Origin of the sequence: Clostridium lundense DSM 17049, from assembly GCF_000619945.1 — a bacterium.
In the GTDB taxonomy this organism is placed as follows: Bacteria; Bacillota; Clostridia; order Clostridiales; family Clostridiaceae; genus Clostridium_AO; species Clostridium_AO lundense.
Genome location: NZ_JHVC01000018.1, coordinates 46,975 through 73,181, shown reverse-complemented (window position 1 = coordinate 73,181; position 26,207 = coordinate 46,975). Strand labels below are relative to the sequence as shown.

Below are 26,207 nucleotides of genomic sequence, written 5' to 3'. Positions count from 1 at the left end.
AATGCGTCTTGAATGTCCTCAGCAGATTGAATGTCATACTCCCTAATTAAATCAGCAATAATATTCTTTTTTCCCTCTGTTAATCTTTCTTTTCTTTTACCCATAACAAAACAGCCTCCTATGATATTTATATTTTATCATAGAAAGCTGCTATATTTTGTAATTTACAGACTTTTTTTCACAGGCTCTACAACCATACCATTGGACAGGCGCTTATCCTAAAGAAACTCTAGAACATTATGAGAAAGAGATTTAATATATTTAATTTTAGTAACAGTGCTTATCTCTCACTTAAAAAATGTGAGATAAGCACTATTAATCTTTACCTATTCAACATAAAAACTTTTAGGAAACCCTTCTATATTATCAATCTCAAAATACTCATCAAAGTCCTTTGCTTCTTTTGTTTCATAAAATCTATTTATAGCTTCAATAAAGCATTTTAAATTTGGAACAATAACATTTCTATCATTGTCTGCATGCCAAAACTCAATTAATTGCCCTTTTTCATTAGTAAAAATTCCTTCTATATCATAGCAAATACTATCTCCTCCGCCATTTTCTAATATAGGTATCCAATTTTCATTCCACCAATTATCAATATCAAAATCAGAGTCAATCATTGAAGTTAATTCTTTTGCTGAATCCAACGCCTCTTCTAAAGGGATAAAGATTGAATTATTTACAAAGGATTCATAACAGTTCCCTTTCTGTCCATTTTTCCATTTATACAATAGTTTTAAATCTTCAGGAAGAATAACATTAAACTTTGCTTCTAAATCTTTTATCTCATTTTCTTTTAATGGCTCATTAAGTTGTAAATAAAAATCAGGTCTTAATTTTCTTAAATTCATATCTAATATTTCTAATTGCTTTTTCATATCCTATACATCCCCCAATCAATCTAGTAATCTTTAAAATATTATATAATTAAATTGGGTAAGCTTACAATAAATATCGCTTACTCCACTCACAAAACTTATTGACAAATATAGATTACAGGTGTAGCATTAAGTCATAAATTACAATCGTAATCTAAGGAGTGTTAGTATGGGAAATTTACCTAAGATATCTGAAGCAGAATGGGAAGTTATGAAAGTAATATGGGATAACAATCCTTGTAGTGCCAATTATGTTATAGAAAGTTTAGAAAGCAAAATGGATTGGAAACCTAAAACTATAAAAACATTAATAAGTAGATTAGTAAAAAAAGAAGTATTAGCATTTGAAATAGAAGGCAGATCGTATAATTATTATCCTTTAGTAAAAAAAGAAGATTGTATAAAAGAAGAAAGTAAATCTTTTTTGCACAGAGTATTTAATGGAGTAGCTAAAGATATGGTATTAAATTTTATAGAAGATGATGATCTTACAGATAAAGATATAGAGGATTTGAGAAAGATTTTGGAAAAGAGGAAATAATATGGATAAGTTAGTGTTTTATATGTTTTTAGTTTTTAAACTAATTATAGAACTATCAGTTTTATCTATTATTCCCATAATATTAGTAATTATAATAAACAAACTTTTAAATAAGAAAATCCCTGCAAAATTTCAATATATACTTTATATTTTCATATTAATAAGATTAGCTTTGCCTATAATGCCTAAAAGCTCTTTTAGCTTATATAGCGTACCAGAAATGTTATATACCTTAAATCATAAAAATACTATAGTGGATATGATAAATAATGATGATAAATTTAAAAGTTATTATAGCAGCTTAAATTATTATAGAGACATAGATAGAAACTTTAAACAACCTAATGATATAAGCTTTTCTTATATTATAAAGAGTTCTCATTCTTATACAAAATACCTATTTATATTGTGGTATTTGGGTATATTCACTTTAATAATACATAATATATTAAACCATATAAAGTTTTATAAAAGGATAAAGTATATTAAAGCAGTAGATGACGAAAAAGCAATAACCATCTTATTACAATGCAGTAATTTTCTTAAAATCAAATCAAACTTTAAACTACTAGAATTAAGCTCTATAAACAGCCCTGCTATACTCGGATTAAAGAATCCTATAATATTAATTCCAAAAGGATTGCTATCAAAAGTTACAAAAGAAGATTTAAAAAATATAATGCTTCATGAATTATGCCACTATAAAAGAAAAGATATTATAGTTTTATATTTAGCTAAAATCATTTGTATATTGCACTGGTTTAATCCTTTAATTTGGTATACCATGGATAAATTAAAGAAAACCTTAGAATTAAGCTGTGACGAAATGGTACTTTCCTATATAAATGCCGAAGAAAAATTAAGCTATGGATATACTATAATAAATCTTTTATCTTATTCAAAAAACAATTTAAAAGTATCTTTACCACTAAATATGGTGGGAAATAAAAAAGAAATTGCTAAAAGAATATCTTTTATACGTGATTTTAAAAAGAAAGGATTATATGCTACAACCCTATCTTTAATTGTAGTAATTTTAATTGGTGCTATTATGTTAACGGAACATAATGGAACAGTTTCTGCAGCTATAGACAAAGATATATCTTCTAATTATATAATAGATGAAGAAGGAAGAGTTAGAAAAATAGATAATATAAATATTCCGTTCAACCCAGATGATAAAATCATAGGAAAATGGATATCTGTAGATATTGTAGAAAATATAAATGACTTTAATCCCAATAAAAGGAATTTTAGAGACCAACTATATCTTAAGAATTTAGAATTCTTTCAAAACGGAAAAACAAGTGTAAAACACTGGAATTGGTCAAAAGATCTGCTTATAGGTCCCTATGATAAAACAGCTAGTAAGTATTATATAAAAAATATAAATAATAATGAATACATGTTTTTACAATGGAAAAGTGGAGATTATGCATTCAGAAATAGAATCCCAGCTTATTATGTATTAAAAAAAGTTAAGTAATATTTTTCTTATTAGAGATATGACCTTTGGTAGCTCTAATAAGAAATTTTACGTTCTAAGGATTACACATGTAATCTTGTTGTGAGGTTAAATTTTAGGAGGAATGTTATGTGGAATCGTATTAAAAAATTTAGTGTTAAAAAGAAAGTGTGTTTTTCAATTATTACTATTTTAGTTTTATTTATAGTGTTTGCTTTTACTTTCCCAATAAATAAATATCAGGATTGTAAAGTAAATGGCAATAGTGGAATAGCTAGAGTACCTAAAGCTGTAGATTACAAAAGAGGGAAACTTAAAGAACTTCCAAAATATGATGGAAATCCTCGAAAACTATGGCAAATGGATTTAAGAAGTTATGATTTATCTGAACTAGACATTAAAAATAATTTAAAGGATTTAATGTATGCAGACTTTGATAGTAAAACAAAGTGGCCTTCTTCCCTTCCAAAAGGATTTGACATAAATACTATTATGGAATATGGAAAAAATCCAGGTTTAAATTTAAGAAAACTTCACAAAAAGGGCATTACAGGTAAAGGAGTTAGCATGGCTATTATTGATGGAACTCTTTTAACTGACCATGAAGAATATAAGGATAGATTAAAATTTTATGAAGAAATTCACAATGATGAAAGTAGTGCTGATATGCATGGAGCAGCTGTTAGCTCTATTGCAGTAGGAAAAACTGTAGGCGTTGCGCCAGAAGCAGATTTATACTACATTGCGGAAACTCATGGTAAATTTACTTTAAGTAGCCTTGTAACTGGATTCTCTTTTGATTTTACTTATTTAGCAAAATCTATAGATAGAATTATAGAAGTAAATAAAACTTTACCTAAAGAAAAAAAGATAAGGGCTATTTCCATGTCTATAGGATGGGACAAGAGACAAAAGGGATTTAAAGAAGTAGATGCAGCAGTAAAAAGAGCTAAAGCTGAAGGCATATTAGTGGTTTCTACAAGTTTTGATCAATATTATAATATTGATTTTTGTGGTCTTGGAAGAGATAGTATGAAAAACCCGGAGGATTTTAAAAGCTATAAGCCAGCTATGTTCTGGAGTGATTCATTTTTTAAAAATAATGAAAGATTTAATCCCTCAAAAAATATTATGGTGCCAATGGATAGTAGATGTACTGCTTCTCCTACAGGAACATCAGATTATGTGTTCTATAAACAAGGTGGATTAAGCTGGACTGTTCCTTATGTGGCAGCTTTATATACTTTATGCTGCCAAGTAAATCCTGATATAACTCCAGATGAATTTTTAAAGTCCGCAGTAGATACAGGTAACATAGTACAAATAGAAAAAGATAATAAAAAATATAATTTAGGCACAATAGTAAACCCAGAAAAACTTATAGAAAAAGTTCGTAAATAGATAATTGATATTTATATGTAATAATAGTTAAATAATATTTTTCTTATTAGAAACACCTCCTTTGGTAACTCTAGTAAGAAATTTTACCCACTACAGATTACATATGTAATCTCCAGCGAAATATTAAATTACAAGGAGGATTATTATGTGGAACCATATTAAAAAATTTAGTGTTAAAAAGAAAGTATGTTTTTCCATTATTATTATTTTAGTTTTATTTGTAGTGTTTGCTTTTACTTTTCCAATAAATAAATATCACGATTGTAAAGTAAATGGTAATAGTGGAATAGCTCACGTACCAAAAGCTATAGATTATAGAAAAGGAAAACTTAAAGAACTTCCAAAATATGATGGAAATCCTCAAAAACTATGGCAAATGGATTTAAGAAGTTATGATTTATCTGAACTAGACATTAAGAATAATTTAAAGGATTTAATGTATGCAGATTTTGATAGTAAAACAAAGTGGCCTTCTTCTCTTCCAAAAGGATTTGATACAAATACTATTATGGAATATGGAAAAAATCCAGGTTTAAATTTAAGAAAACTTCACGAAAAAGGCATTACAGGTAAAGGGGTTAGCATGGCTATTATTGATCAAACTCTTTTAACTGATCATGAAGAATATAAGGATAGATTAAAATTTTATGAAGAAATCCACAACGTAGATGACGGTACTTTTGCCTCTATGCATGGAGCAGCTATTAGCTCTATTGCAGTAGGAAAAACTGTAGGTGTTGCCCCAGAAGCAGATTTATATTACATTGCAGAAACTCATGGTAAATTTACTTTAAGTAGCATTGTAACAGGATACCCTTTTGATTTTACTTATTTGGGAAAATCTATAGGCAGAATTATAGAAGTAAATAAAACTTTACCTAAAGAAAAAAAGATAAGAGCTATTTCCATGTCTATAGGATGGGACAAGAGACAAAAAGGATTTAAAGAAGTAGATGCAGCAGTAAAAAGAGCTAAAGCTGAAGGCATATTAGTAGTTTCTACAAGTTTTGATCAATATTATGATATTGATTTTTGGGGTCTTGGAAGAGATAGTATGAAAAACCCAGAGGATTTTAAAAGCTATAAGCCAGCTATGTTCTGGAGTGATTCATTTTTTAAAAATAATAAAAGATTTAGTCCCTCAAAAAATATTATGGTACCAATGGATAGTAGATGTACTGCTTCCCCTACAGGAACATCAGATTATGTATTCTATAAACAAGGTGGATTAAGCTGGGCTGTTCCTTATGTAGCAGCTTTATATACTTTATGCTGCCAAGTAAATCCTGATATAACTCCAGATGAATTTTTAAAAGCCGCAGTAAATACAGGTAACATAGTACAAATAGAAAAAGATAATAAAAAATATGATTTAGGCACAATAGTAAACCCAGAAAAACTTATAGAAAAGGTTCGTAAATAGATAATTGATATTTATATATGTATAATGTTTTTATGGCATTAAGATAGGGAGTGTTTTTAGCACTCCCTATTTATTCACCTGTCTAACAAATTCAATTGGATGCTGAGTACGCTTAGCTGTCTCTTCAACGGATAACCCTTGATTTAAAAACCGCTTTATCACAGTCTCCATACTTTCACCAACTTCTATAATATGCATATCAGGATCATAAAATCTAACAACCCTCTGCCCCCATGGATGTTCTACTAATGAATGAATATACTTTATTCCATTAATATTTTCTAATTTTTTTATGAAACTATCTATATCCTCTTCTTCAAAGTATAGTTCAAAATTGTTTGATTTAGTAGTTATATCATCTTCATTTATAGTAATCATATTTGCAAAATATGGCTTTAATTGTATAGCAAAACCCCCATCATACACTACATTTTCACCAAAATCATATTTTACCTTTTGATTTAATACATTCTCATAGAAATTTCTGCTTAACTCAATATTATTAACAACAATAAGTGGACACTTAAATTTCATTTTATCATCCTCCTACCCTTTATTTTTATCCATTTGATATAAATACCATATATGATATAATTTATATATATAAGTTATGGTTCTCTATAAATTTCAAAGGGGAAATTTTTATGAATAATAAATTCTTATATGAATTACAGAAAGATATTTTAGATAGAACAGGATATTATATATTATATGTATTTGTTGCCATTCCAATATTCGTGATTACCATTACAAATATAGAAATATATTTTCATATATTTAGAGTTATTTTATCTTCAACAGCTTTATTATTTTTAGTATTAATTTATTTAAAATCTAAAAACTCTAGAAATGAAAAAGAAACTAAAATAATTATTAAAAACATACTTTTTTCCAAATACTATTCTAAAATTAAATCTATAACCCAACTCTTATTAAATGTAGCTCTTCTAGTAACGCTTTGGATTGTACTTACTATTTCATCAAACATAGTTATCTCGCCCCTTTTAGCTTTTTCTATCATCTCTATAGAATATTTTATTCCTGATTCAGCAAAAGGATCGTAATCATCTGGATTTACACTATGTTTACAAAGTTCATCAATTTCATTAGCCAATTCTTTTTCATAAAACTTTCTATTTTCCTCATAATATTCTCTAATTATTTCACTATTTAACCTTTGTTTTGATATATTTGAATCTTTCCAAATAATTTTACAGGGAGCTTCTAGGCCAAATCCTCCAAAAAGACAATCATCAAATGACTGCAAATCCCTACCAAAATATCCATTAGGCGCATTTACCATTTTAGCAAACTCACTAAAAAATGAATTTAAATCATATACATTTTTTCCTTCAAATATATAAACCTTTTCCAAAAATAACTCTCTCCTTTAATCATCTTTAGTTATATATAAAACTGTAAGTTATATCAAATATTTTAGTGCTTTATAGCAAAATTCTTCATTAACTCTATTCATTTATCTGCTCTAAAATTACTCTTCTTTTATAAAAGCCATACCTTTTATAAAATTCTAATACATTTTCATTACCTTCTGCTACCCCAATTATTTTCGTCTTTACCTGCTTGCTATTTAACCATTCTAGTGCCATATTCATTAGCTTGTCCCCTAAACCATATTTACGATATTCTTTCTCAACAAAAATAGAGTCAATTTCTCCAGTCAAATCTTCATTTATCGTGCTAATACAATAGCCAACATATAAATCTTTCTCTATATCTTTAATTAAATCTATCTTTACTTGTAAATTATTGCTTTTAATAAACTTATTTTTTCTAACCTCAAACTTTAAATTTCTGAATTTATCTAAAAAATAACTTGAATTAACTTCATGATGCTTATTTAATTTTTCCCATAATGGCTGTACTAAATCAAGTAATTCTTCGTCTCCACTTATAAATTGAAAATTATTCATATATAATCCTCCTGTAAATATAGAATAAATTAAAATAGCTTAATTAAATTAATAGTTCCTTATTGCAAGTTATTGCTAGTAATTTAAAATATCTGATATTTTGTATTAATTATACCATATTCCACATTATAACAATAACTAAAAAACCCTTTGGCATATTTCTATCCTTATCCAAAGAGTTTTTAAATGTTATATTAATATATTTATCAATACATTTAATAGGAAAAATACAATTCTCCTTGTAATTAATTTCGCTTGTCATAATAAAAATAGCTACTTATTTCAGTAATTATCATAATTGTAGGAACAATGCCTATACCAATAAAAATGCCTCCCCACACATTATTTTTTGTTACTCCCACTACAATTGCAGATAGTATTGTAATGATAGCACAAATAAAAAATGTAATATTATAGGCACTGCTTTTTGATTTCATAGTAATTAACTTTTCACGTTCATCATCATTTTGCCTATCTTCTTTTGTGCACTTACTACTTAAGCTTCTATATACTTCTGTGACTCCAAATAAAATAGCAAAAGTATCCACTATAGCATACTTAATAATTCTTAAGGTATCTAAACTATTAAAACGTGCAATTGTATTTGGAATGCTAATTGCCGCTAATAATAAAAATACTACACCACTCCAAAATTTCTTTTTATTATATACTTTCATCTTCATTCTCTAAATTCTCCTTTAAACAATATAATTCTTCAATAGTAGTATTAAAAACGCAGGCTATCTTATATGCCAGCATAATTGATGGGTTGTATTGCCCTTTCTCAAGTGAAATAATCGTTCTTGATGAAACCGAAACTAGATCAGCGAGCTGCTGTTGTGTCATATTTGTAGCAGTTCGCAATTCTTTTACTCTGTTCTTCACCTATACACCCCCTAAAAGTAATATGAAGTAAACTTCATGTGAAGTTTACTTCATATTACCATCATATAACCATATTGTCAATCAATATATAAAAAACTCTTTGGCATTCTTCTATACTTAGCCAAAGAGTTTTTATATATTTTTATAACAAATATACTAAAGTTGGTAATTATTGTATGATTCTAATATTTCCTTGAAAGAATATATATATTCCATACTGTTTCCATCAGCCCAAAATATAACTTTATCTTTATACATAACTACTTCTACTCCATCATCATAACCAAATCTACAGTAATTAAATTCAAACTTAAATGAGTAATAAGCAAATTCATTTTCTATTTCGTTACAATTAATTATTATTGTATTAATGAAATTACCATCATAACGCATTTTATGTAAATCTTCTTCTATATTAATCTGATAATCCTCATTATTTTCATGATCATATATATCCCAATTTTTAAAGGTTTTAACTAAAATTTTTAGCATATTTTCATAAATGGCATCAAAATTTTCTAAAATAAATTTAAGTGTATTCTTTACTATTTGTTCTTTTTCTTCACTAAAATCACTTATAATTAGCTGTGGAGTTAATATAGTATTAATATATTTCCCACTACATTTAATAGGAAAAATAAAATTCTCCTCATAATTAATTAAATTTCTTAATTTTTCTTTCCAATCACTATCATTTAAATATATTTCTCTACATTCAGTCATGATATACCCCTCTCCCTTTATTATGAAAATGTTATACAAAAATAATTTTTTGATATTTATTCTTATTTTCTTTTTATTATTTCAATTACCTTTTCTGTACTTATCAATGAAAGTGGAATGTTAAGACATACAAGAATGAAAAAAGCTATCACATCTCTCATAGTATTAAACGGTACAAAACTGTTCCATATAAATCTTAATATATCAAAATAAGCTTTAAAAAAAGCTATGCAAATTCCCCAATAAATAATATTTTTCTTCATTGTACTTCCCCCCTTTAAGTAAACTCTAGTCAAATCTAAAGATCACTTCTCCCTATGCCTTAAATAGTACTTTAATGATATTATGGATTAATTATATCACATTACCATAACATGAAAATAAACAAAAAACTCTTTGGCATTCTTTTATATTTAGCCAAAAAGTTTTTTATTATAGAGCTATTTAATTTTAAATTTTTTCAACAGGTATCTGAATTTCAGTAATATATTCCTGAATATTTGGAGTTGACCATTCCCCTTCTAAATATAATTCCCTATTAGATCCTGCAATTTTATAACCATTTTCTTCAATCCATTTAATTAAAGCATTATATGTCATACTTATATTTTCAGAATTTATGGTATCATTAATTTCTTTCTTTTTTTCATCTAGCATTGAAAGTACAATATCCCTAGATTCCTCATTATCAATTACATTACCAATTTGATTTAATGAAAATCCCAAATCTTTTAAAGCTAGTATTCCGTTTAGCCTTGGAAGTTGTTTTGCTGAATAATACCTATAACCTGTTTGCCAATCAACTTCCATAGGTTTTAAAAGTCCTAGTTCATCATAATATCTAAGAGTTTTTATAGATATTTTATTTAAATTTGCAAACTCCTCTATTCTAAACATATTCTATCTCTCCTATGCGCGTATATTTTGTTAACAATTAAAATAATAGACCCTCCTGTAATGGGTATTTATTATCTGTTAGGTATTCAATATATTTATAAAAGCTCAAAGTTTAATAATTGTGTTTCAATTTCTTTCTCATCAATAAAACATCCACTTTCGCCAAGCTGTATAGAAGGCTTTGTTTTTCCATGATAGTCACTTCCGCAGGTAACCAAAAGCGAATATTTTTGTGATCTAACGTAAAAATTATAGGCATTTGTTATGTTATGGTAACTGCTGAAAGCTTCTACACCATCAATACCACATAAAACTATATCATCAAATAATTCAAACTTTCCCTTTAGATTGTTTCCCGGATGTGCCAGCACCGCTTTACCTCCATTTTTATGAATTATTCCTATAATTTCTTCAAGAGTGGGAAATTTAATTTCTGCATAACAAAGCTTTCCCTGTGAATAATAATCCCAATAAAAATTAACATAAGGGTTATCACTACGCAAACCTCCACTGCGGTAAGGCTTAAGTAATTCATTGTTAAGGTATTTTTCTTTTTGAAGAAGAACTTCCGCAATCATTTCACCAGTCCAAATGTTTTTCCCATAGCCTTTATTAGAAACAGCTTTCAACTCATCTTGAGTAATCTGAAAACCCAGTTGATGCGTCAACTTTAATCTTTCTTGTGATGCTTTCAATTCCTGTGTGACCACATTTTCTTCTATCATGGCAAATTCTTGGCTTTCATAATTAATTCCATATCCAAGCACATGCAAATTTACATCCTTGTAGGTACAATCAATCTCAATAGCAGGAATATACTGAATGCCCGCCTTGTGTGCTTCTACTTCGGCTTCCTTGTTTGACTTTACACAGTTATGATCTGAAATAGACATAATACGGATACCTGCCTGCTTGCACTGGTAAACTAACTGGGAAGGCGTAAATTCTCCATCGTCGCTATAAATTGAGTGCATATGCAGATCGATATGTTTTTTCATTTTTTCCCCTCCTCATAATATAAATAGTTTTCTATTAACAGCATTCGTTCACCTTTTTATTGAGTATTTCAACCATTACGATCATGCTAACCAATGAGTATTTCTCGCAACCACCATAGATACAATTTCTGCGTAGGATGCTGTGCGTATTAAAGCAATGCTAAGTTATTAAAAAGATTTATGAGTAAAAATAAACTTCACTATAAAAAATCATAAGAATTTAAACGCCACCCTGTTACATAATTGCACCAACCTTTGTCCAAGTTTTCCATCCATGGATCTAAATCATCCCATGATCCAACATATATAACTTCATCATCTCTAATAAGCCATTGCATTCCTTCCTCATCTTCCCAATCACATCCACCACTAAGATTTAATACACATGTTGTGTCATCTTGTGGCATGTCTACTTTTAAACTACATATCTCCATGTATTTTAGAACCTCTAAAGGCTTTAAAATTTCTACTAATCCTTCATTATACTGAATATCTGGATATGCTTTAGTAAAATCTTTACAATATATAAATGAATACTCACATAATTTCAAAATAACATCTGCACTTATTGAATTTAAATATTTAACATTCTGCACAACATAATCCATTGAAACATCTTTTTCAAAATTTATATCAATATATTTATTAAAAAACTTAAAATAAACTTGCCCCTCCATATCTCCAAATTCATCTTCATGAATATCTTTAATTAACTCCATACTAAAACCCCCTTCGTATATCTATCGGATAAATTTATCCGCTTTCTACTACTTTAGCTTATTAATTCAAAGTCAACTTTATTGAGAAAGTAATAAAGTTTATCATTAGTTCCTTTGGCATACTTAAAACCACATTTTTCAATTACTCTTTTAGATCTAATATTATTTATAAAATGTGAACATACTATAGAATTAATTTTTTCTTCTTTAAATCCATAATTAAGTACTTCTTTAACTGCTTCTGGCATTAGTGCTTGCCCCCAGTATTTTTGTGATAAAGCAAACCCTATTTCTTTCCAATCCTCATTCATTTTTTCTAAAAATTTATGTAATTCAACCCACCCAATTACTTTATTTAAACTCTTTAGCTCAATTGCCCATAATGAGCTAGCTGAATCTATAATAAATTGTTGCAAAATATTTAAAGTATCCATCTTATTATTCTTCACATTAAATCCTGCTAGACTTGCTACCTCTTTATTAGATGTCAATTCATGCAAATCATCTAAATCAGAGATTTTCCAAGGTCTCAAAATTAGTCTCTTGCTTTCCAATACTCTCATGCCATCACTTCTCCTTATGCCTTTTCAACCTTCTTTCATTCTATCCATTCAACTTAATTTTATCCACTATACTTCATAAGTATTTCAATTACATAACCAAATATGCTAAAATAAGTTATATTACTCAATTTTCATCTATCATTACTCTTAAATAAATGTGCTATCCTATCTATACGATTTGTCCAAATACCCCCTGAATAGTTAGCTGGTATTTGCTTCAAGTCCTCAACCGTATCAAATCCCTCAGACCATTGCCCATCCCCTGCTACAATAACGAAAAGTGAATTTGCATCATCCATCCTTTGAATAAAACGATTAGGCCATCCCCACAATACACGAGCATATTTTTGTGGCAAATGTAAATATGTATTTTTCATTGATGCAGGCATGTAGCCCGTCCAACCTATAGCCAAATAAGAAATCAATGCTTTTTTCATAGTTGCCTTAGACATTACACGCAAGTCTGGAATCTTTTTCTTAATAACATCAATAGGCTCATTCGCACCATATACAATAAGTTTAGTTAAACGATCTTTTGGTAAGTTATTAAGATATTCCGCTAAAACTTCGCTCTCTTTTGCGTCATTACTCTTAATATGAATTAAAAATGAACTCTTAGGAAAATAGTTCATTACTTCATCTAAGGAAGGCATAAGATCAATACCCTTCCCTCTGAAAGGAAAAGTTTTACCATTGTCAGCAGTATAACCATATCCAATATCAAATTTTTTTAGTTCCTTCATTGTATATTCTCGTATATTTCCTTTTCCATTAGTTCGGTATTCCAATGAAGCATCATGAAAAATAGCCATTTGCCCATCCTTAGTTAGTTGAACATCAAATTCAACTATGTCAGCTCCAGCCTTAAAAGCTGCCTCCATAGATGGAATGGTATTTTCCAAATAAGGATGTTCAGGTTTGTATATACGTTGAGCTGTATTTGTTTCACCTGTTATCCCTTCCATAGGAAAAGTTTGAGCTAGTCCTCTGTGGGCAAGAAGAAACGATTTCTTATTCCCATGTTTAACAAGAAAAGAACTATTATTTACGTAAATAAATGCAACTAGTAAAATAAAAAACCAAGTTATTTTTTTCTTCATCACTTTTCTTAACTTATTCATTTTTCCTCCTAATAACAAAAATTTTTCTCCTTTTATTTATAGCCTACTATATTTTCATTTAACTACTGGTAATTATATCATATTCATTTGATGCAATAAAAAAGAGTATACCAAATAAAATGATTATTTAGCATACTCCTTAATATTTAACTATAATATAAAATCTACAGGAACAATAGTTTTAAAGTCTAGATTTTTTTCTTTAAAGGATAATATTTTTGCAGTTACATCAAAAAAATGTTCTATATTTTTTTCTGTAATGATTTCATTAGTATTACCAAACACATATCCTTCTGAAGATATCATCAATGTCTTATCTGATATTTTCAAAGCATGTTCAGGATAATGAGTATTAAAAATACATGCTAATCCTCGAGTTTTAGTTAAATTCTTTATAATATCTAACATTATAAGCTGATTTTTAAAATCTAGATGAGACTCGGGTTCATCTAAAACTAGAATTTTAGGCTCTGAAACTAATGCTCTAGCAATAAATACCAATTGAAGCTGACCACCACTTAATTTTGAACATTCTCTATTCTTCAAATGTAATATTCCAATGTCTTTCATAACTTCTTCAGCCATTAACTTATCTTCTTTTGAAGGTGTAGAAAATAATCCTATATAGGATGCTCTGCCCATCAATATCATTTCTTTTACCGTATATGCAAAATTTATTGGATGCGCTTGAGGTACATAGCCCATTTTTTTTATTCCATTATTAAGATTTATTAACTCTCCATTAATAAGTGTAGATCCACTTTTCCACTTTAATATTCCTGTTATACATTTAAGTAAAGTTGTCTTACCAACTCCATTTTGACCCAATATTGTCATTATTTCACCTTCACATAAAGAAAAATTTATATCTTTTAAAATAGGCTCATTATTATTTTCATAAGAAAAATAGCCATTTTTAATTTCTAAAATCATGCCCAATCACCTTTATTCTTCTTTTTAATTAACCACCCAAAGAATGGTGCTCCTATAAGAGCTGTTAGAATACCAATAGGAATTTCAACTGATGTAGCAGTTCGTGCTATTATATCAACTAATGTTAAAAATATGGCACCTATAATACAAGATACAGGTAATAATCTACTATGATCAACGCCAAACATTATTCTGCTTATATGAGGTATTACTAAACCTACCCACCCAATTATTCCAGCAATAGTAACTGAACAAGCAGTTATTATAGTTACTAAAGCTATAATAATTAGTCTTATTTTTTTAGGATCTATTCCTAAAGAATGAGCTTCTTCATCTCCAAGAGATAAAATATTTATTCTCCATCTCATCATTAATAATAGAATAATAGACACAGTAATTGGCAAAAATATAAATTTCAAATCATCATAAGAACATTTTGAGAAACTACCCATAAGCCAATATGTAATTGTTGGCAATTTATCATAGGGATCTGCTACATATTTTATAAGAGATATTAATGAAGAAAATACAGATGAAACTATTATGCCTGATAAAACTAATGATAATACAGGACCAGATTCCTTATTTTTAGATAACATATAAGTTATACACACACTTATGATTCCAAATAAGATAGCATAAAAAGTTACATTACTATTTAATCCACAAAAAAGTATAGCTAATACAGCTCCAAAGGCTGCTCCAGCATTTACTCCTAAAATATCAGGACTTACTAATGGATTTTTAAATATTCCTTGAAAAGTAGCCCCTGATATTGATAGTCCTGCTCCAACTAGCATACTTAAAATAGTTCTAGGAAGTCTTATATTTGCTATTACAGATGTTTCTATAGAATTTGAAGAACAATTTATTTGGGATATAATTTCACCAAAGGTTTTTATTACAACCAATGGTGAAATTAAAAATCTTCCTAGAAATAGGGAAATAAAAAAAGTACTTATTAATGTTATTATAAGTAAAACATATTTTATTTTAATATTACATTTTTTACAATTCATTTAAATCTCCTAAGTTATTATTTTTCATGTAATATATTTTTTATTTCTTCTTTTGATAAATCATGATTCAAAAATTCTTTATAGAATTTTTTTAATTCATCTTCCATTTTATAGTCATTAAATATAGTTGGTTGCTGAATGGACCCCATCCATTTAAACATAAGATAACTTTCAACACATGGAGCATCCCATCTATATATTCCAATAGGTGTTTTGTAAACTTTTTTATTTTTTACTGCATCAATTTTACTCCAATCTTGTCCTTTAATTTTATTGTTTATTAAATCACATGGTTGTATATCTGAAAAATTACTTACATATATTATTTCAGGATTCCATTTCATTACCTGCTCCATATTTACATTACTCCATTGGCCTGGTACATCTTTAGCTACATTAACACCACCAGTTTTATGGATCATAGAGTTATTATAAGATTTATTTCCAGCAACTTTTAATTGATCATCTCTTAAATATAATACTCTAGGCTTTTTTTTGTCTTTAAGTTCTGTTTGCTTGGATTCAAAATACTTTAAATTATCCTTATGATAACCAATTAATTTATTTGCTCTATCTTCTTTTTTTAGTACTTGTCCAATTAATTTTATTCCATTTTCCAAATCTTCCTGGGTTCCATATTTTAAAGCAATAGTTGGTATACCCGCTTCTGTCAATTGCTTAATGCTTTTTTCTTGATTATCCCATTGAATAAATAAATCAGGTTTTGCTTTTAGAGCTTCTTCAATATTTACTGTGAAATTGTTGTCAATAAACTTAGTAGAGGCTTTTTCTATTTCTGGGGCAAGTGATTTTAATATACTTTTTTCATAAGACTTTTTGGCAGATGCATTCATACCAATTATTTTGTCTCCAGTTCCATCTACAGCGTAAATTATAGAAGACCAAGGAATAGGGGTAACTGCAATTTTATTTATATTTTCAGCAATAGTTACTTTGTTTCCTACAGTATCAGTTACAGTTCGTGTTTTAACCTGATTTTTATTAGAAGTTGTTGCTTGGCCACAGGCCGTAAGCCCTAATGTTAAAATTATCATTGCCATTATTGATTTTATTTTTTTTGATTTCATTTTTATACATCCCTTCATATCTTTATTGTAATAAGTATTTATAAAAGTATTTAAAACCATTTTTAAATATATAATTAGTACTATCTTTTATAAATTCTCCACCGCTTAATCCTATATGTGGAATTGGTATGATAGTAGCTTGTTTATTTATAAGGTCATAATATAAAGGATCAGATATTAATATATCAAAATCAAATTTCTTCATAATTTTTGCTAATTCATACTCGCTGTAAACAAAGTTAATGTCTGAAAAAATGCTATACTTATAAAGTCTTTTTTCTTTTCTACTTGAAGAAATTAGAGAAATTGTTTTAATTTCTTTTAATGCAAAATCTTTATTTAAGCAATATCTAATTGCTAAATTTTCTACAGGATTTCCTATTATTAAAACTTTTTTATCTGAAGAAATTCTATTAATTTTACATATAGGAAATTTCACTTTAATATTTAACATATTCTCGATAGAATTTAAAAATTTAATAGTTCCAGCCACACCTATAGGAATGTCTATTATATATGGAATATTAAATTTATCTTTCATGTATTCTGCTAATGGAATTCCTTCTGCGGAAATAACAATATTTAAGCTAGCATCAGAAGCATATTTAAATTTTTCTATGGTAGTTTCATTACACCAGGTTGAAATTATTTCTATTCCACAATTTTTTATAAGTTCTTCAATATTATATAGATTTAATTTATTTCCAATAATTAAAGAAGAATATCCTAATATATTTACAGAGTTTGATTTTTTAGTAATATTAGTATTTATAAATTTTTTACCTATATTTAATAATGCTTCACTTATTCCAAAAGAATAATTTTCAAAGCCTGTGGAATCAAATAAAATTACTGGAACTTTAAGTTTTTTTTCTAAAATATCAGCTATTCCTTTTAAGTTACTTCCTATAATACTTGGAACAGGTGTATTTATGATATTTATGCATTTTTTCGGATTATTTTCAAAAATTTCAAGGATACTGCATATAATGCTTTCATCAAATCCTGATATTACATGTTTCTGTGTTAAAGTTGTATAATATAAATTAGTATCTTCAAGTTTATCTACGTTGTCTATTTCCAATATAGTTTTAATACATCCTTTAGGGGTTATTAATATATTTAAACAATCTTCTAATTGCATTAAAACAGAGCATATTCCTGAATAATCACTAGCAAAGGGAGGGATAAACTGAAATAACTTGTTCATAAAATTCACACTCCATATTAAATATTTTTCTGTGATAATTCATTAACTATATTCATCATTCTCTCACTAGAACACATCATGTTGTCCACTAAAGGACCTCTTTTAAATAACTTTATATTCTTTCTATATTTTTCTTCTAAGGATTTTACAAGATTTTCAAAATTACTTCCAAGTATAATATCAGGACACATAATAAGTACTATTAAATTTTCAGGATTTTCTCTAATAAAAATTTCTTCTACAGCTTCTTTAAACTCATCTAAATGAGTTGAGGAAACTAATTGAATTTCAGATACTGGAAGCATATATAACCTATCATTTAAATTCTTTTTTCTTCCCTGAAAATAAAATATTCTTATGCAAGATTTTGGACCAACTGCCAATGCACAGGTATTTGGAACCGATAAAGCTGTATGTATAATCTTACCAAAGTCCATTTTCTTTATAGCCTTATCTAACAAATTGTTTTTCATTAAATTCACTATTCCCCTCTCTTATTCTTTAGTAATCTCTTTTAATATAGACTCACTAAGCTTTTCCATAAGGTTATCATCTAAAGAATTTGGTATATGATAATCTTTATTATTTATTATTTTTTTTGCTAGCTGTATAAAACTATAGCTAACAGGCGAATTAGGTAAATTTTCTACAACTGTTTTAGCTTTAAGTTCCGATACACCTAAATTCTTAGAATAAGGAATAGTATCTAAAATCGATGTATTGCAATCTTTACTAAATTTTTGTACTATTTCAATGTTGGAATTTGAACTTCTACAATTGTGAATAATTCCTCCAAGTAAAGCACCGTTCATGGATGAAAAAGTATTTATGCTTTTCATTATATTATTTGCAGCATAAATAGACATAAATTCAGATGAGGTAACTATATATACAGCATCTATAAGCTTTTCTCTTATAGGAGTAGAAAATCCACCACAGACCACATCTCCCAGTACATCGTAAATGATTACATCCCATTGTTTATCAAAAATCTTAAAATCAGTTAGTTCTTCTATTACAGTTATTATTCCTCTGCCAGCACAACCCATTCCAGGCTTAGGCCCACCAGCTTCAATACAATGAACATTTTTATACCCCTTAAATAAAAAATCCTCTTCATATATAGGAGTATCTTTTTCCAAAATATTAAGTAATGTTGGTATTTTATATCCCATAAGAGTTCTTGTAGAATCCCCTTTAGGATCACATCCAATATGTAATACTTTCATTCCTAATGTTGCAAAAGCTGCTGATAGGTTAGAAGCTATAGTTGACTTTCCAATACCGCCTTTGCCATAGAAAGCTATTTTTAAACATTCTTTATTCAACATAACACCTCTTTTAAAAAATAAAAAACTCTAACCACAAAAAATAGTTAGAGTTTTACATCTATTCTTAGTGCCAACTGCCCATTTCCCGTGAGTGTTTACATGGCTAAAAATAAGCAAGATATCCTGGCTTAGCTTCATCATTTTTTACAGTCTTCCCAGACATAAATCCAGTGACATATTTGTAAAAAACTTCACCTTACAGTGGCGGAACCGCTTCGGAATTACACCGAAATTCGCTTTATCTTATTTTTAAATATTTAATTTAAATTATTATACCATATTATAGTACGTTGTTACTTTATTGTCAATATTGTCGAATATTAAAATATTTACCAAAGTTAATGATGGAACTGTAGTTATATTTATTTTACTTCTGTAAAACATCCCTAAATATTCCTTTAAATCACTTGACTTTCTCTACTTATTAGGGTATAGTAAGAGTCAAGATAAAGTTTATAAATATATCGACGCGGGGTGGAGCAGTCGGCAGCTCGTCGGGCTCATAACCCGAAGGTCGTAGGTTCAAGTCCTACCCCCGCAACCATGAAAATATCAACACCTATACTTAAGTATAGGTGTTTTTTATTTTTTACTATTTTTATCTTATCAAAAAAATAATAGAATACAGTAATATAAATTAATAATGGTATTTTTCATAACATATTATAGGATATGGTTAATAGGTCTAAACTGTTATCATTTAATAACAAATTAGACCTATTAATATACTTAGTTCATCATGAAAATGCTATCTTCTAAAAATATGCCACATTGCATTATTTCTTCCTCTAGCAAATACATCGGTTCTATTTGGTCCCCAAGATACTGCTGCTGGAGCAGATGTTATATTGCCTCCAAGACTCCACCAATTACTCCATCGTGATCCATTCCAAGACATGGTAATTAATTGATTATTTAGCCCTCTTGCAAATACCTCAAGCCTATTTGATCTTCTAGATGAAACTGCCGGAGCAGAATTCAGCCTTCCTCCAAGGTCTTGCCAGCTACTCCATCGTGATCCATTCCACCACAAATGATACAAACGATTGCTTTGGCCACGGGCAAATACATCAATTCTGTTATTTCCCCAGGAAACAGCGGCTGGGGCTGAAGTTAACCTTCCGCCAAGACTTTCCCAATTACTCCACCTTGAACCATCCCACCATTTATGCCACAATGCATTATCTGTACCTCTTACAAAAGTATCTAATCTATTTGGTGCCCAGGAAGATGCTGCTGGTGCAGATGTTAAAGTTCCTCCAAGGCTTTCCCAATTGCTCCATCGTGATCCATTCCACCATAGATGCCACATAGCATTATCCGTTCCTCTTACAAATACATCAATTCTATTGTTTCCCCAAGAAACAGCAGCTGGAGATGAAGTTAATGTTCCCCCAAGGCTTTCCCAATTACTCCAGCGTGATCCATCCCACCATTTATGCCACAATGCATTATCTGTACCTCTTACAAAAGTATCCAATCTATTTGGTGCCCAGGAAGATACTGCTGGCCCAGATGTCAAAGTTCCTCCAAGGTCCTGCCAACGGCTCCATCCACCGCCTGGAAAAGGAAGAATAATTATATTTGATGGGAATCCTTGAAATTTTTGCTTCTGGCCTTCCTTTTCTGTTCTGCTTCCTCCAAAATCATTAAAACTTCTCATCTGCTCATTTAAAAATGGACAATTAAATTGTTGCATACAATAAGTACAATAAAAAAACGGATTGTTATACATTAATAACCTCCTCATATTTTATTTTTAAAAATACTCACCACTTACATTTTATGATTAAAATTAGAAATGGTTACAATTAAAAAAAGATTGGAAAATTTTAAAGATAAGGATATAGATAATACTATAATTACATTGCTTCATGTTTAAAAAATTTAAAAATACACTAAAATTCCTGGTTTATTTTTAAAAATTCTTCTTAAAATAATTTATATAAGAAATATGTGAATTATTTTAAGATAGTTTCATAAATCTCTTTATTTTAGACTTTGACTTTCTTTGACTTTTAGCTTATTATATATGTATAAGTTAAATATATAAATTAATAAAATATAGGAGGGATTTAGAAATGTTTGATATGATACCTTTTAGAAAAAATAATTTAACTGGAAGAGATGATTTATTTTCACCATTTTTGAAGAACTTCTTTGACGACGATTTATTTTCAATGATGCATTCCTTACAAGGAAATATTAAAGTTGATTTAAAAGAAACAGATGAAAACTATCTAGTAGAGGCGGATCTTCCAGGAATTAAAAAAGAAGCTATTGATATAGAATTTAATAACAATAACTTAATAATTAGTGCAAAAAGAGATGATTCCTTAGAAGATAAAAATGAAAACTATGTTAGACGAGAAAGGCATTATGGTGAGTTTAAGAGAAGCTTCTATATAGATAATGTGGATGAAAGCAAAATATATGCTTCATTTAACGATGGTGTTTTAAAAATTACTCTTCCTAAATTAAATAAGGGTACAAATCAAAAGAGAAAAATTGATATTCATTAATGTTATGGGGTATTTAATTGGATAAAAATTAATCCAATTAAATACCCCTTTGGTGACTAAATATAGACACTTGCTACTTATCTACAAAACACTTTATTTAGTCTTTATAGTTTAATTACATGGTGAAGTATAATTAGCTATTACTCTAACATTTACATCCATTGGTGAACATAGATCACTAATAGGAAGTATGAATGTAAAAGCTCTTCTTACATCTATGCAGTGTCCTGGATCTTGGCATCCACAGCCAATACTCTTATCTTCAGTAATTACATTTACATTTTCTCCTACCTGAGCTCTGTCTCTCATTGCTATAAAGGTATCTGATTTATAAGCTAATATTCTTCCTGATCTATCTGTTACTATACATCCTACTGTTACTTCTTTTCCTGGGCAAACATTTACTAGTATTACCCTTACTCTCAGTAATCTAGACACATCTTCAAGATTAGGATCTATTGTAACAGTTTTGCAAAGCTCACAAGCATTGAAACGTACATTTGCACTAGCTGAAGCTCTATCATCTTGATAAAAGCTTAACAGTTCATAGTTTCTGTCCATTTCCTTAGTTTCCTTAATCTCCTTAGTATACTCAATTTTACTCATTCAGAGCACCCCCACTTTTTTAATGTATTGTTTTATAGTACATTATATTAATTGGTAGCATAGTTTGTTACCGTTATTTCCAATTAGCTTCAAAATATTGCCCTTTCATATTCATATCATATTCAATTTCTATATCCATATCACTATTTTTAGCAGGCACAGTTAAATTTCTACTTTCTTCTTTAGGCTTCTCAATTTTATTTATGCTTTCTATCTTAGGCATAATTTCTACTTCTTTATATTTATCTATTTCTTTACCATACACAGGACATATTAATAATAAAAGTGCAACATAAAATCCTCTATCATTTTGTTGAATTACACTAGCATCCTCAATAAAAACTTTAGTGGCTATCTCTTTATTGCTTGTATTATTTATTGGTAGTATACATGAAAAATGCTTATAAAATTCTACAGTATTAATGGGCTTAGATTCCTCATCAGCAACATAAACAATTTTTGTTGTTATAATACCATGAAGAAAAACTTTATTTTCTCCTTGAGTATATATTATTTTGTTTTCTAATACCTCAGTATCAAAAAAAATTTGTAGTGGGGTTTCAACTGTAGACATGTCTTCTGAAAAGTTAATCCCAAAAGTTTCACATATTTCTTTGCGTGGATATTGTAAATCATAAGAATCTAAACTTTTCTGGTTAATAACACCTGATATTTCTATGTTATTAATTTTCATTTTTTACTCCTTTCCTATTAAAATTACTAAAAACAATGCTAACATTTTTTATTGACATCATAAAACCAAGGGAGCTATATATAATCTTGTTGTCAACTCTAATTTCTTTGGATCTATAATTTTTAAATTCAATTTGTCTACTGGTGCATATACATTTTTTACACTAATGTCATCATTGCGGTATACCATTTCTGTTGAAAAAGGTATTTTATAATTTAGTTGATGAACCTCTTTATCTGGATCATCTGATAGATAGTCTATATCTATATTTCTAAAACCTATAATGTTTACTTTACATCCCTTTTCCAACTGCGTTTTTTTAAATGTTTTTATACTAATACCTATAGCTATACTTAATATCTTAGATATTTCATAAGGTATATATGATAACTTAAGAGTATTAGTTTCTACTAATTTGGAATATTTAATATTTCTCAAGTTTCTATAAACTTTTTCTGAAGCTGTTACTCCATGTATTGATATATCATTATATTTCACTTAATTTCCTCCCCAAAAATGCTATATTATATAATATGTGTTATTACAATAAATTGTCCTCTTTCAAATAAAAAAGGAGTGTTATTTAAACACTCTGCAGATTTTATGCCCCAACTGTATAAATATCTAAGCTTTTTTCTAAATTATAATGTCCATAATAATAACCCTCTTCATATAATTTAACATATTTTCAAAAGTTCCATTTATTAATCTCTAAAAACTTACTTGGAGAACATCCTATATATTTTTTAAAAACTTGAATAAAGTATTTATAATCCTTAAAACCTACTGTTTCTGCAATTTCATATTCCTTCATATCACCTATCTTTAGCAATTCTATTGACTGTATAATGCGATAACGGTTTAAAAAATCATTAAAAGTATATGAGGTTTCCTCTTTAAATTTTGCATTGAGATGTGCAGAGGAAATCTTAATTTCTTTACTTAAATCTGCAAGGGAAATTTTATGTACATATTCAGTTTTAATATATTCAAGCATTCTAGTTACATATTTACTCTTATATGGATTGGAATTATAATATTTTAAATCAAGTATGCTTATTGGCTGTACTTTATGAGCATTTTTTATATATTCTTTAATTTTTTTATTATGATCAATTTTATCTGTTAGGCTGTTAATTGTTCTATATAAATATTCAAAATCAATGGGCTTTAATAGATATTCCGTAACATTTAATGTAATTGCCTTTTTAGCATATTCAAATTCGCTGTATCCGGAAATGATAATAGCTTCATAACCATATTCTCTTATACTTTCCTCTAGCATTTGAATACCATCTTTAAAAGGCATCTTTACATCAGTAATCACAATATCTGGACGAAGGCTTTTAATTTTATCTAGCCCATCCTTTCCATCCGTAGCTTCCCCTACCACAATACAATTAACCTTTAGCCAATCTACCATATATATAAGACCCTTACGTATTATATCTTCATCTTCAACAATAAGAATTTTATACACAATCATCACTCTCCGTAATTGGAATTTTTAAAATAACTTTTGTTCCAATGCCATACTTACTTTCAATTGTTATACCATAATCTTTTCCATATAGTAGCTGAAGTGCTCTATGAACATTATATAATCCTATATGTTCTGGCATAGCATTTTCATCACTTAATGTCCCTAATAAGCTTTTTAACTGGCTCTCTTCAATTCCCTGCCCATTATCCTCAATACAAATTTCCATGTTTTCTTCTACAATATATCCAGAAATTTTCACAGTAATGCAAGGAGAACTTTCTAATCCATGAACTAAGCTGTTCTCTACTATAGGCTGTATTAGTAACTTTGGAATTTTACAATTCATCAAATCTTTCTTAATATCAATTTCATAATCTAGCCTTTTATTATAACGCATCTTTTGTAACATTAAATAATTACTTACATATTGTATATCAGTTTTTATTGAGACTTGCGTGCTTCCATAATTAATGCTGTAACGCATAAGATTTGCAAAAGAAATCAACATTTTTGATGCTTGTCCTTGATCAAGAAGCATTTGATAATGCAGTGTTTCAAGAACATTAAATACAAAATGCGGATTAAATTGTCCTTCTAAATGCTTTATCTCCATTAATCGTTTTCGTTCAGAAATTTCGTTGTTTTTCTTAATTAATGCTTGGATTCTTGACATCATATTATTAAACTCATCATAAAGTATTTGAAATTCCTCAAAGGTTTTTGATTGTATACGATATTCCATATTTCCTTCTCTACACTGGCTAACCGCTTCTAATAATATATGTAATGAATTAAGATTTCTTGTGGTCATCTTATCTGCTAAAAAAATTACAAGAATAATCAAAAAAATACTTACGGTGCAAATCACTATAATTCCAAATAATAAAAACTGTTGTTGCATACCAATGGAGGTCATAGTTAAAATTTTCATGTTATTATTTTGTACCTTATTTACTGTAACATAATATGGCCTTCCCTTAACCTTTGTAATGTTTTTTCTATTAAAATTAATCTTATACTTTCCAATAGAATCAATTATCATTCTATTGCTAGAAAAAATCACATTATCAAATTGGTCAGTTATAATTATAATATCTGCATTCTTATTAATTACAAAATTATTAAATCCACTATTGCGTAATTGAAAAATTAAGTATCCAATAATTTCACTTTTATAGGTAACTGCCTTGCCAAATAAAATATTTGAATTTTGATCATTATCATACTGACTCCTCACACTGCTAGTTAGCACAGTATTACAATTATTATTTAACTTTAAAATAATATCTTGAATCTCTTCATTTGTGGGAAATAATTCCTGATTACTTTTATATAAATTAGATGAAACTATATTTTTATGCTTGTCCAGCAGTATAAAATTGGATTTGATCCATTGTTTATTGCAAAAGTTGTACAACAAATAATTAACTTCTGTAATTTTAGATTTTTTTAGTAAAGCATTTTTAATAATTTCATTTTGGGACAAAGTATTTATGTTTCCATAATATGATGTGCATTGGTTGTCAACAAAATCACTTACTACTCTATTACATATTTTATTAGATTTAATAGTTGAAAAATTAATATTTATAAACATAGAAGTAATAAACAAAATAAATACAAGTAAAATTAATGCAATAGCATATTTAATAAATGAGTATTTCATATAGTCTTTAAATTTTGTGTATTTTTTCATTTCCTGTCCACCTATAAAATTCCATTTTTTCTTTAGTATAACATATTTCATTAAATTAAAGCCACCTTCCATAT

Annotated in this window: 30 protein-coding genes, 1 tRNA gene and 1 riboswitch; of the genes, 6 read left to right on the top strand and 25 right to left on the bottom strand. The window is 28.2% G+C overall.

The window, feature by feature from the left end; genetic code table 11:
• Positions 1 to 326 precede the first annotated feature (326 nt).
• A complete protein-coding gene (locus T514_RS0117710; protein WP_027625977.1) occupies positions 327 to 881 on the bottom strand; it encodes an SMI1/KNR4 family protein in 555 nt (184 codons plus the stop codon).
• Between the two features lie 169 nt (positions 882 to 1,050).
• Between T514_RS0117710 and T514_RS0117705 the strand changes: the two genes are divergently transcribed.
• The 4 genes from T514_RS0117705 to T514_RS27410 all read left to right on the top strand — a co-directional run bounded on the left by T514_RS0117705 (position 1,051) and on the right by T514_RS27410 (position 5,711).
• Entirely contained in the window at positions 1,051 to 1,422 is a 372-nt protein-coding gene (locus tag T514_RS0117705; RefSeq protein WP_027625976.1) for a BlaI/MecI/CopY family transcriptional regulator, read from the top strand.
• Position 1,423: 1 nt separating this feature from the next.
• Positions 1,424 to 2,908 (top strand): M56 family metallopeptidase, encoded by a 1,485-nt coding sequence (locus T514_RS0117700; RefSeq protein ID WP_027625975.1) that lies wholly within the window; start codon positions 1,424 to 1,426, stop codon positions 2,906 to 2,908.
• Between the two features lie 108 nt (positions 2,909 to 3,016).
• On the top strand, positions 3,017 to 4,288 hold the full coding sequence (locus T514_RS27415) for a S8/S53 family peptidase (RefSeq protein WP_242850626.1): 1,272 nt from the start codon (positions 3,017 to 3,019) through the stop codon (positions 4,286 to 4,288).
• A gap of 145 nt (positions 4,289 to 4,433) precedes the next feature.
• Positions 4,434 to 5,711, top strand: a complete 1,278-nt coding sequence (locus T514_RS27410) for a S8/S53 family peptidase (RefSeq protein ID WP_242850625.1) — start codon at positions 4,434 to 4,436, stop codon at positions 5,709 to 5,711.
• 66 nt (positions 5,712 to 5,777) lie between these two features.
• Here the strand turns inward: T514_RS27410 and T514_RS0117685 are convergent, their stop codons facing one another.
• From T514_RS0117685 to T514_RS0117595, 18 genes are all read right to left on the bottom strand, one after another.
• A complete protein-coding gene (locus T514_RS0117685; RefSeq protein ID WP_027625972.1) occupies positions 5,778 to 6,245 on the bottom strand; it encodes a VOC family protein in 468 nt (155 codons plus the stop codon).
• 364 nt (positions 6,246 to 6,609) lie between these two features.
• Entirely contained in the window at positions 6,610 to 7,086 is a 477-nt protein-coding gene (locus tag T514_RS0117680) for a barstar family protein (RefSeq protein ID WP_027625971.1), read from the bottom strand.
• A gap of 94 nt (positions 7,087 to 7,180) precedes the next feature.
• Positions 7,181 to 7,645, bottom strand: coding sequence for a GNAT family N-acetyltransferase (locus T514_RS0117675; RefSeq protein WP_027625970.1), 465 nt, complete (start codon positions 7,643 to 7,645; stop codon positions 7,181 to 7,183).
• 245 nt (positions 7,646 to 7,890) lie between these two features.
• A complete protein-coding gene (locus T514_RS0117665; RefSeq protein ID WP_027625969.1) occupies positions 7,891 to 8,328 on the bottom strand; it encodes a DUF2178 domain-containing protein in 438 nt (145 codons plus the stop codon).
• Positions 8,309 to 8,530, bottom strand: coding sequence for a helix-turn-helix transcriptional regulator (locus T514_RS0117660; protein ID WP_027625968.1), 222 nt, complete (start codon positions 8,528 to 8,530; stop codon positions 8,309 to 8,311). The genes T514_RS0117665 and T514_RS0117660 overlap by 20 nt, the downstream gene beginning before the upstream one ends.
• 156 nt (positions 8,531 to 8,686) lie before the next feature.
• On the bottom strand, positions 8,687 to 9,253 hold the full coding sequence (locus T514_RS0117655; protein ID WP_027625967.1) for a hypothetical protein: 567 nt from the start codon (positions 9,251 to 9,253) through the stop codon (positions 8,687 to 8,689).
• A gap of 62 nt (positions 9,254 to 9,315) precedes the next feature.
• Positions 9,316 to 9,516: a hypothetical protein gene (locus T514_RS0117650; RefSeq protein WP_027625966.1), complete on the bottom strand. Its 201-nt coding sequence runs from the start codon at positions 9,514 to 9,516 to the stop codon at positions 9,316 to 9,318.
• A 187-nt stretch (positions 9,517 to 9,703) separates the two neighbouring features.
• A complete protein-coding gene (locus T514_RS25870) occupies positions 9,704 to 10,150 on the bottom strand; it encodes a MerR family transcriptional regulator (protein WP_027625965.1) in 447 nt (148 codons plus the stop codon).
• Between the two features lie 95 nt (positions 10,151 to 10,245).
• The gene (locus tag T514_RS0117640; protein ID WP_027625964.1) at positions 10,246 to 11,148 is read right to left on the bottom strand and encodes a PHP domain-containing protein; all 903 of its coding nucleotides are present in this window, start codon (positions 11,146 to 11,148) and stop codon (positions 10,246 to 10,248) included.
• 200 nt (positions 11,149 to 11,348) lie between these two features.
• Positions 11,349 to 11,867, bottom strand: coding sequence for a DUF6985 domain-containing protein (locus tag T514_RS25865; protein ID WP_027625963.1), 519 nt, complete (start codon positions 11,865 to 11,867; stop codon positions 11,349 to 11,351).
• 53 nt (positions 11,868 to 11,920) lie between these two features.
• Positions 11,921 to 12,430 carry a GNAT family N-acetyltransferase gene (locus T514_RS0117630; protein WP_027625962.1) on the bottom strand — a complete coding sequence of 170 codons (510 nt, stop codon included), beginning with the start codon at positions 12,428 to 12,430 and terminating at the stop codon, positions 11,921 to 11,923.
• Between the two features lie 131 nt (positions 12,431 to 12,561).
• Positions 12,562 to 13,551: a glycerophosphodiester phosphodiesterase family protein gene (locus tag T514_RS0117625; protein ID WP_027625961.1), complete on the bottom strand. Its 990-nt coding sequence runs from the start codon at positions 13,549 to 13,551 to the stop codon at positions 12,562 to 12,564.
• 150 nt (positions 13,552 to 13,701) lie between these two features.
• A complete protein-coding gene (locus T514_RS0117620) occupies positions 13,702 to 14,484 on the bottom strand; it encodes an ABC transporter ATP-binding protein (RefSeq protein ID WP_027625960.1) in 783 nt (260 codons plus the stop codon).
• On the bottom strand, positions 14,481 to 15,503 hold the full coding sequence (locus tag T514_RS0117615) for a FecCD family ABC transporter permease (RefSeq protein ID WP_027625959.1): 1,023 nt from the start codon (positions 15,501 to 15,503) through the stop codon (positions 14,481 to 14,483). The genes T514_RS0117620 and T514_RS0117615 overlap by 4 nt, the downstream gene beginning before the upstream one ends.
• Before the next feature lie 17 nt (positions 15,504 to 15,520).
• On the bottom strand, positions 15,521 to 16,591 hold the full coding sequence (locus tag T514_RS0117610) for an ABC transporter substrate-binding protein (protein ID WP_027625958.1): 1,071 nt from the start codon (positions 16,589 to 16,591) through the stop codon (positions 15,521 to 15,523).
• Between the two features lie 22 nt (positions 16,592 to 16,613).
• Positions 16,614 to 17,801, bottom strand: coding sequence for a nitrogenase component 1 (locus tag T514_RS0117605; protein ID WP_027625957.1), 1,188 nt, complete (start codon positions 17,799 to 17,801; stop codon positions 16,614 to 16,616).
• Between the two features lie 17 nt (positions 17,802 to 17,818).
• Positions 17,819 to 18,274 carry a hypothetical protein gene (locus T514_RS0117600; RefSeq protein WP_027625956.1) on the bottom strand — a complete coding sequence of 152 codons (456 nt, stop codon included), beginning with the start codon at positions 18,272 to 18,274 and terminating at the stop codon, positions 17,819 to 17,821.
• A 21-nt stretch (positions 18,275 to 18,295) separates the two neighbouring features.
• Complete coding sequence (locus T514_RS0117595; protein ID WP_027625955.1) at positions 18,296 to 19,132, bottom strand: nucleotide-binding protein; 837 nt, start codon at positions 19,130 to 19,132, stop codon at positions 18,296 to 18,298.
• A gap of 96 nt (positions 19,133 to 19,228) precedes the next feature.
• Positions 19,229 to 19,393: riboswitch (cobalamin riboswitch) on the bottom strand.
• Positions 19,394 to 19,600: 207 nt separating this feature from the next.
• Between T514_RS0117595 and T514_RS0117590 the strand changes: the two genes are divergently transcribed.
• Positions 19,601 to 19,676 (top strand) — tRNA-Met (locus T514_RS0117590).
• Positions 19,677 to 19,880: 204 nt separating this feature from the next.
• On the opposite strand, the gene T514_RS0117585 is transcribed toward T514_RS0117590, so the two are convergent.
• On the bottom strand, positions 19,881 to 20,867 hold the full coding sequence (locus T514_RS0117585; protein ID WP_027625954.1) for a PLL family lectin: 987 nt from the start codon (positions 20,865 to 20,867) through the stop codon (positions 19,881 to 19,883).
• A 346-nt stretch (positions 20,868 to 21,213) separates the two neighbouring features.
• Between T514_RS0117585 and hsp18 the strand changes: the two genes are divergently transcribed.
• Positions 21,214 to 21,654, top strand: a complete 441-nt coding sequence (gene hsp18, locus T514_RS0117580; protein ID WP_027625953.1) for a heat shock protein Hsp18 — start codon at positions 21,214 to 21,216, stop codon at positions 21,652 to 21,654.
• 111 nt (positions 21,655 to 21,765) lie between these two features.
• Here hsp18 and T514_RS0117575 read toward each other — a convergent pair whose 3' ends face one another.
• The 5 genes from T514_RS0117575 to T514_RS0117555 form a co-directional block, all read right to left on the bottom strand.
• Entirely contained in the window at positions 21,766 to 22,260 is a 495-nt protein-coding gene (locus tag T514_RS0117575; protein WP_027625952.1) for a hypothetical protein, read from the bottom strand.
• Positions 22,261 to 22,333: 73 nt separating this feature from the next.
• Positions 22,334 to 22,954 carry an SPOCS domain-containing protein gene (locus tag T514_RS0117570; protein WP_027625951.1) on the bottom strand — a complete coding sequence of 207 codons (621 nt, stop codon included), beginning with the start codon at positions 22,952 to 22,954 and terminating at the stop codon, positions 22,334 to 22,336.
• A gap of 57 nt (positions 22,955 to 23,011) precedes the next feature.
• A complete protein-coding gene (locus tag T514_RS0117565; RefSeq protein ID WP_027625950.1) occupies positions 23,012 to 23,452 on the bottom strand; it encodes an SPOCS domain-containing protein in 441 nt (146 codons plus the stop codon).
• Between the two features lie 190 nt (positions 23,453 to 23,642).
• The gene (locus T514_RS0117560; protein WP_027625949.1) at positions 23,643 to 24,434 is read right to left on the bottom strand and encodes a response regulator transcription factor; all 792 of its coding nucleotides are present in this window, start codon (positions 24,432 to 24,434) and stop codon (positions 23,643 to 23,645) included.
• Positions 24,427 to 26,184, bottom strand: a complete 1,758-nt coding sequence (locus tag T514_RS0117555) for a sensor histidine kinase (RefSeq protein WP_051542129.1) — start codon at positions 26,182 to 26,184, stop codon at positions 24,427 to 24,429. The genes T514_RS0117560 and T514_RS0117555 overlap by 8 nt, the downstream gene beginning before the upstream one ends.
• Positions 26,185 to 26,207: the final 23 nt, after the last annotated feature.

Coding starts and splice junctions, on each gene's coding strand:
- T514_RS0117710 (WP_027625977.1), bottom strand. CDS start 881: ATGAAAAAGCAATTAGAAATATTAGATATGAATTTAAGAAAATTAAGA.
- T514_RS0117705 (WP_027625976.1), top strand. CDS start 1,051: ATGGGAAATTTACCTAAGATATCTGAAGCAGAATGGGAAGTTATGAAA.
- T514_RS0117700 (WP_027625975.1), top strand. CDS start 1,424: ATGGATAAGTTAGTGTTTTATATGTTTTTAGTTTTTAAACTAATTATA.
- T514_RS27415 (WP_242850626.1), top strand. CDS start 3,017: ATGTGGAATCGTATTAAAAAATTTAGTGTTAAAAAGAAAGTGTGTTTT.
- T514_RS27410 (WP_242850625.1), top strand. CDS start 4,434: ATGTGGAACCATATTAAAAAATTTAGTGTTAAAAAGAAAGTATGTTTT.
- T514_RS0117685 (WP_027625972.1), bottom strand. CDS start 6,245: ATGAAATTTAAGTGTCCACTTATTGTTGTTAATAATATTGAGTTAAGC.
- T514_RS0117675 (WP_027625970.1), bottom strand. CDS start 7,645: ATGAATAATTTTCAATTTATAAGTGGAGACGAAGAATTACTTGATTTA.
- T514_RS0117665 (WP_027625969.1), bottom strand. CDS start 8,328: ATGAAGATGAAAGTATATAATAAAAAGAAATTTTGGAGTGGTGTAGTA.
- T514_RS0117655 (WP_027625967.1), bottom strand. CDS start 9,253: ATGACTGAATGTAGAGAAATATATTTAAATGATAGTGATTGGAAAGAA.
- T514_RS0117650 (WP_027625966.1), bottom strand. CDS start 9,516: ATGAAGAAAAATATTATTTATTGGGGAATTTGCATAGCTTTTTTTAAA.
- T514_RS25870 (WP_027625965.1), bottom strand. CDS start 10,150: ATGTTTAGAATAGAGGAGTTTGCAAATTTAAATAAAATATCTATAAAA.
- T514_RS0117640 (WP_027625964.1), bottom strand. CDS start 11,148: ATGAAAAAACATATCGATCTGCATATGCACTCAATTTATAGCGACGAT.
- T514_RS25865 (WP_027625963.1), bottom strand. CDS start 11,867: ATGGAGTTAATTAAAGATATTCATGAAGATGAATTTGGAGATATGGAG.
- T514_RS0117630 (WP_027625962.1), bottom strand. CDS start 12,430: ATGAGAGTATTGGAAAGCAAGAGACTAATTTTGAGACCTTGGAAAATC.
- T514_RS0117625 (WP_027625961.1), bottom strand. CDS start 13,551: ATGAATAAGTTAAGAAAAGTGATGAAGAAAAAAATAACTTGGTTTTTT.
- T514_RS0117620 (WP_027625960.1), bottom strand. CDS start 14,484: ATGATTTTAGAAATTAAAAATGGCTATTTTTCTTATGAAAATAATAAT.
- T514_RS0117615 (WP_027625959.1), bottom strand. CDS start 15,503: ATGAATTGTAAAAAATGTAATATTAAAATAAAATATGTTTTACTTATA.
- T514_RS0117610 (WP_027625958.1), bottom strand. CDS start 16,591: ATGAAATCAAAAAAAATAAAATCAATAATGGCAATGATAATTTTAACA.
- T514_RS0117605 (WP_027625957.1), bottom strand. CDS start 17,801: ATGAACAAGTTATTTCAGTTTATCCCTCCCTTTGCTAGTGATTATTCA.
- T514_RS0117600 (WP_027625956.1), bottom strand. CDS start 18,274: ATGAAAAACAATTTGTTAGATAAGGCTATAAAGAAAATGGACTTTGGT.
- T514_RS0117595 (WP_027625955.1), bottom strand. CDS start 19,132: ATGTTGAATAAAGAATGTTTAAAAATAGCTTTCTATGGCAAAGGCGGT.
- T514_RS0117585 (WP_027625954.1), bottom strand. CDS start 20,867: ATGTATAACAATCCGTTTTTTTATTGTACTTATTGTATGCAACAATTT.
- hsp18 (WP_027625953.1), top strand. CDS start 21,214: ATGTTTGATATGATACCTTTTAGAAAAAATAATTTAACTGGAAGAGAT.
- T514_RS0117575 (WP_027625952.1), bottom strand. CDS start 22,260: ATGAGTAAAATTGAGTATACTAAGGAGATTAAGGAAACTAAGGAAATG.
- T514_RS0117570 (WP_027625951.1), bottom strand. CDS start 22,954: ATGAAAATTAATAACATAGAAATATCAGGTGTTATTAACCAGAAAAGT.
- T514_RS0117555 (WP_051542129.1), bottom strand. CDS start 26,184: ATGAAATATGTTATACTAAAGAAAAAATGGAATTTTATAGGTGGACAG.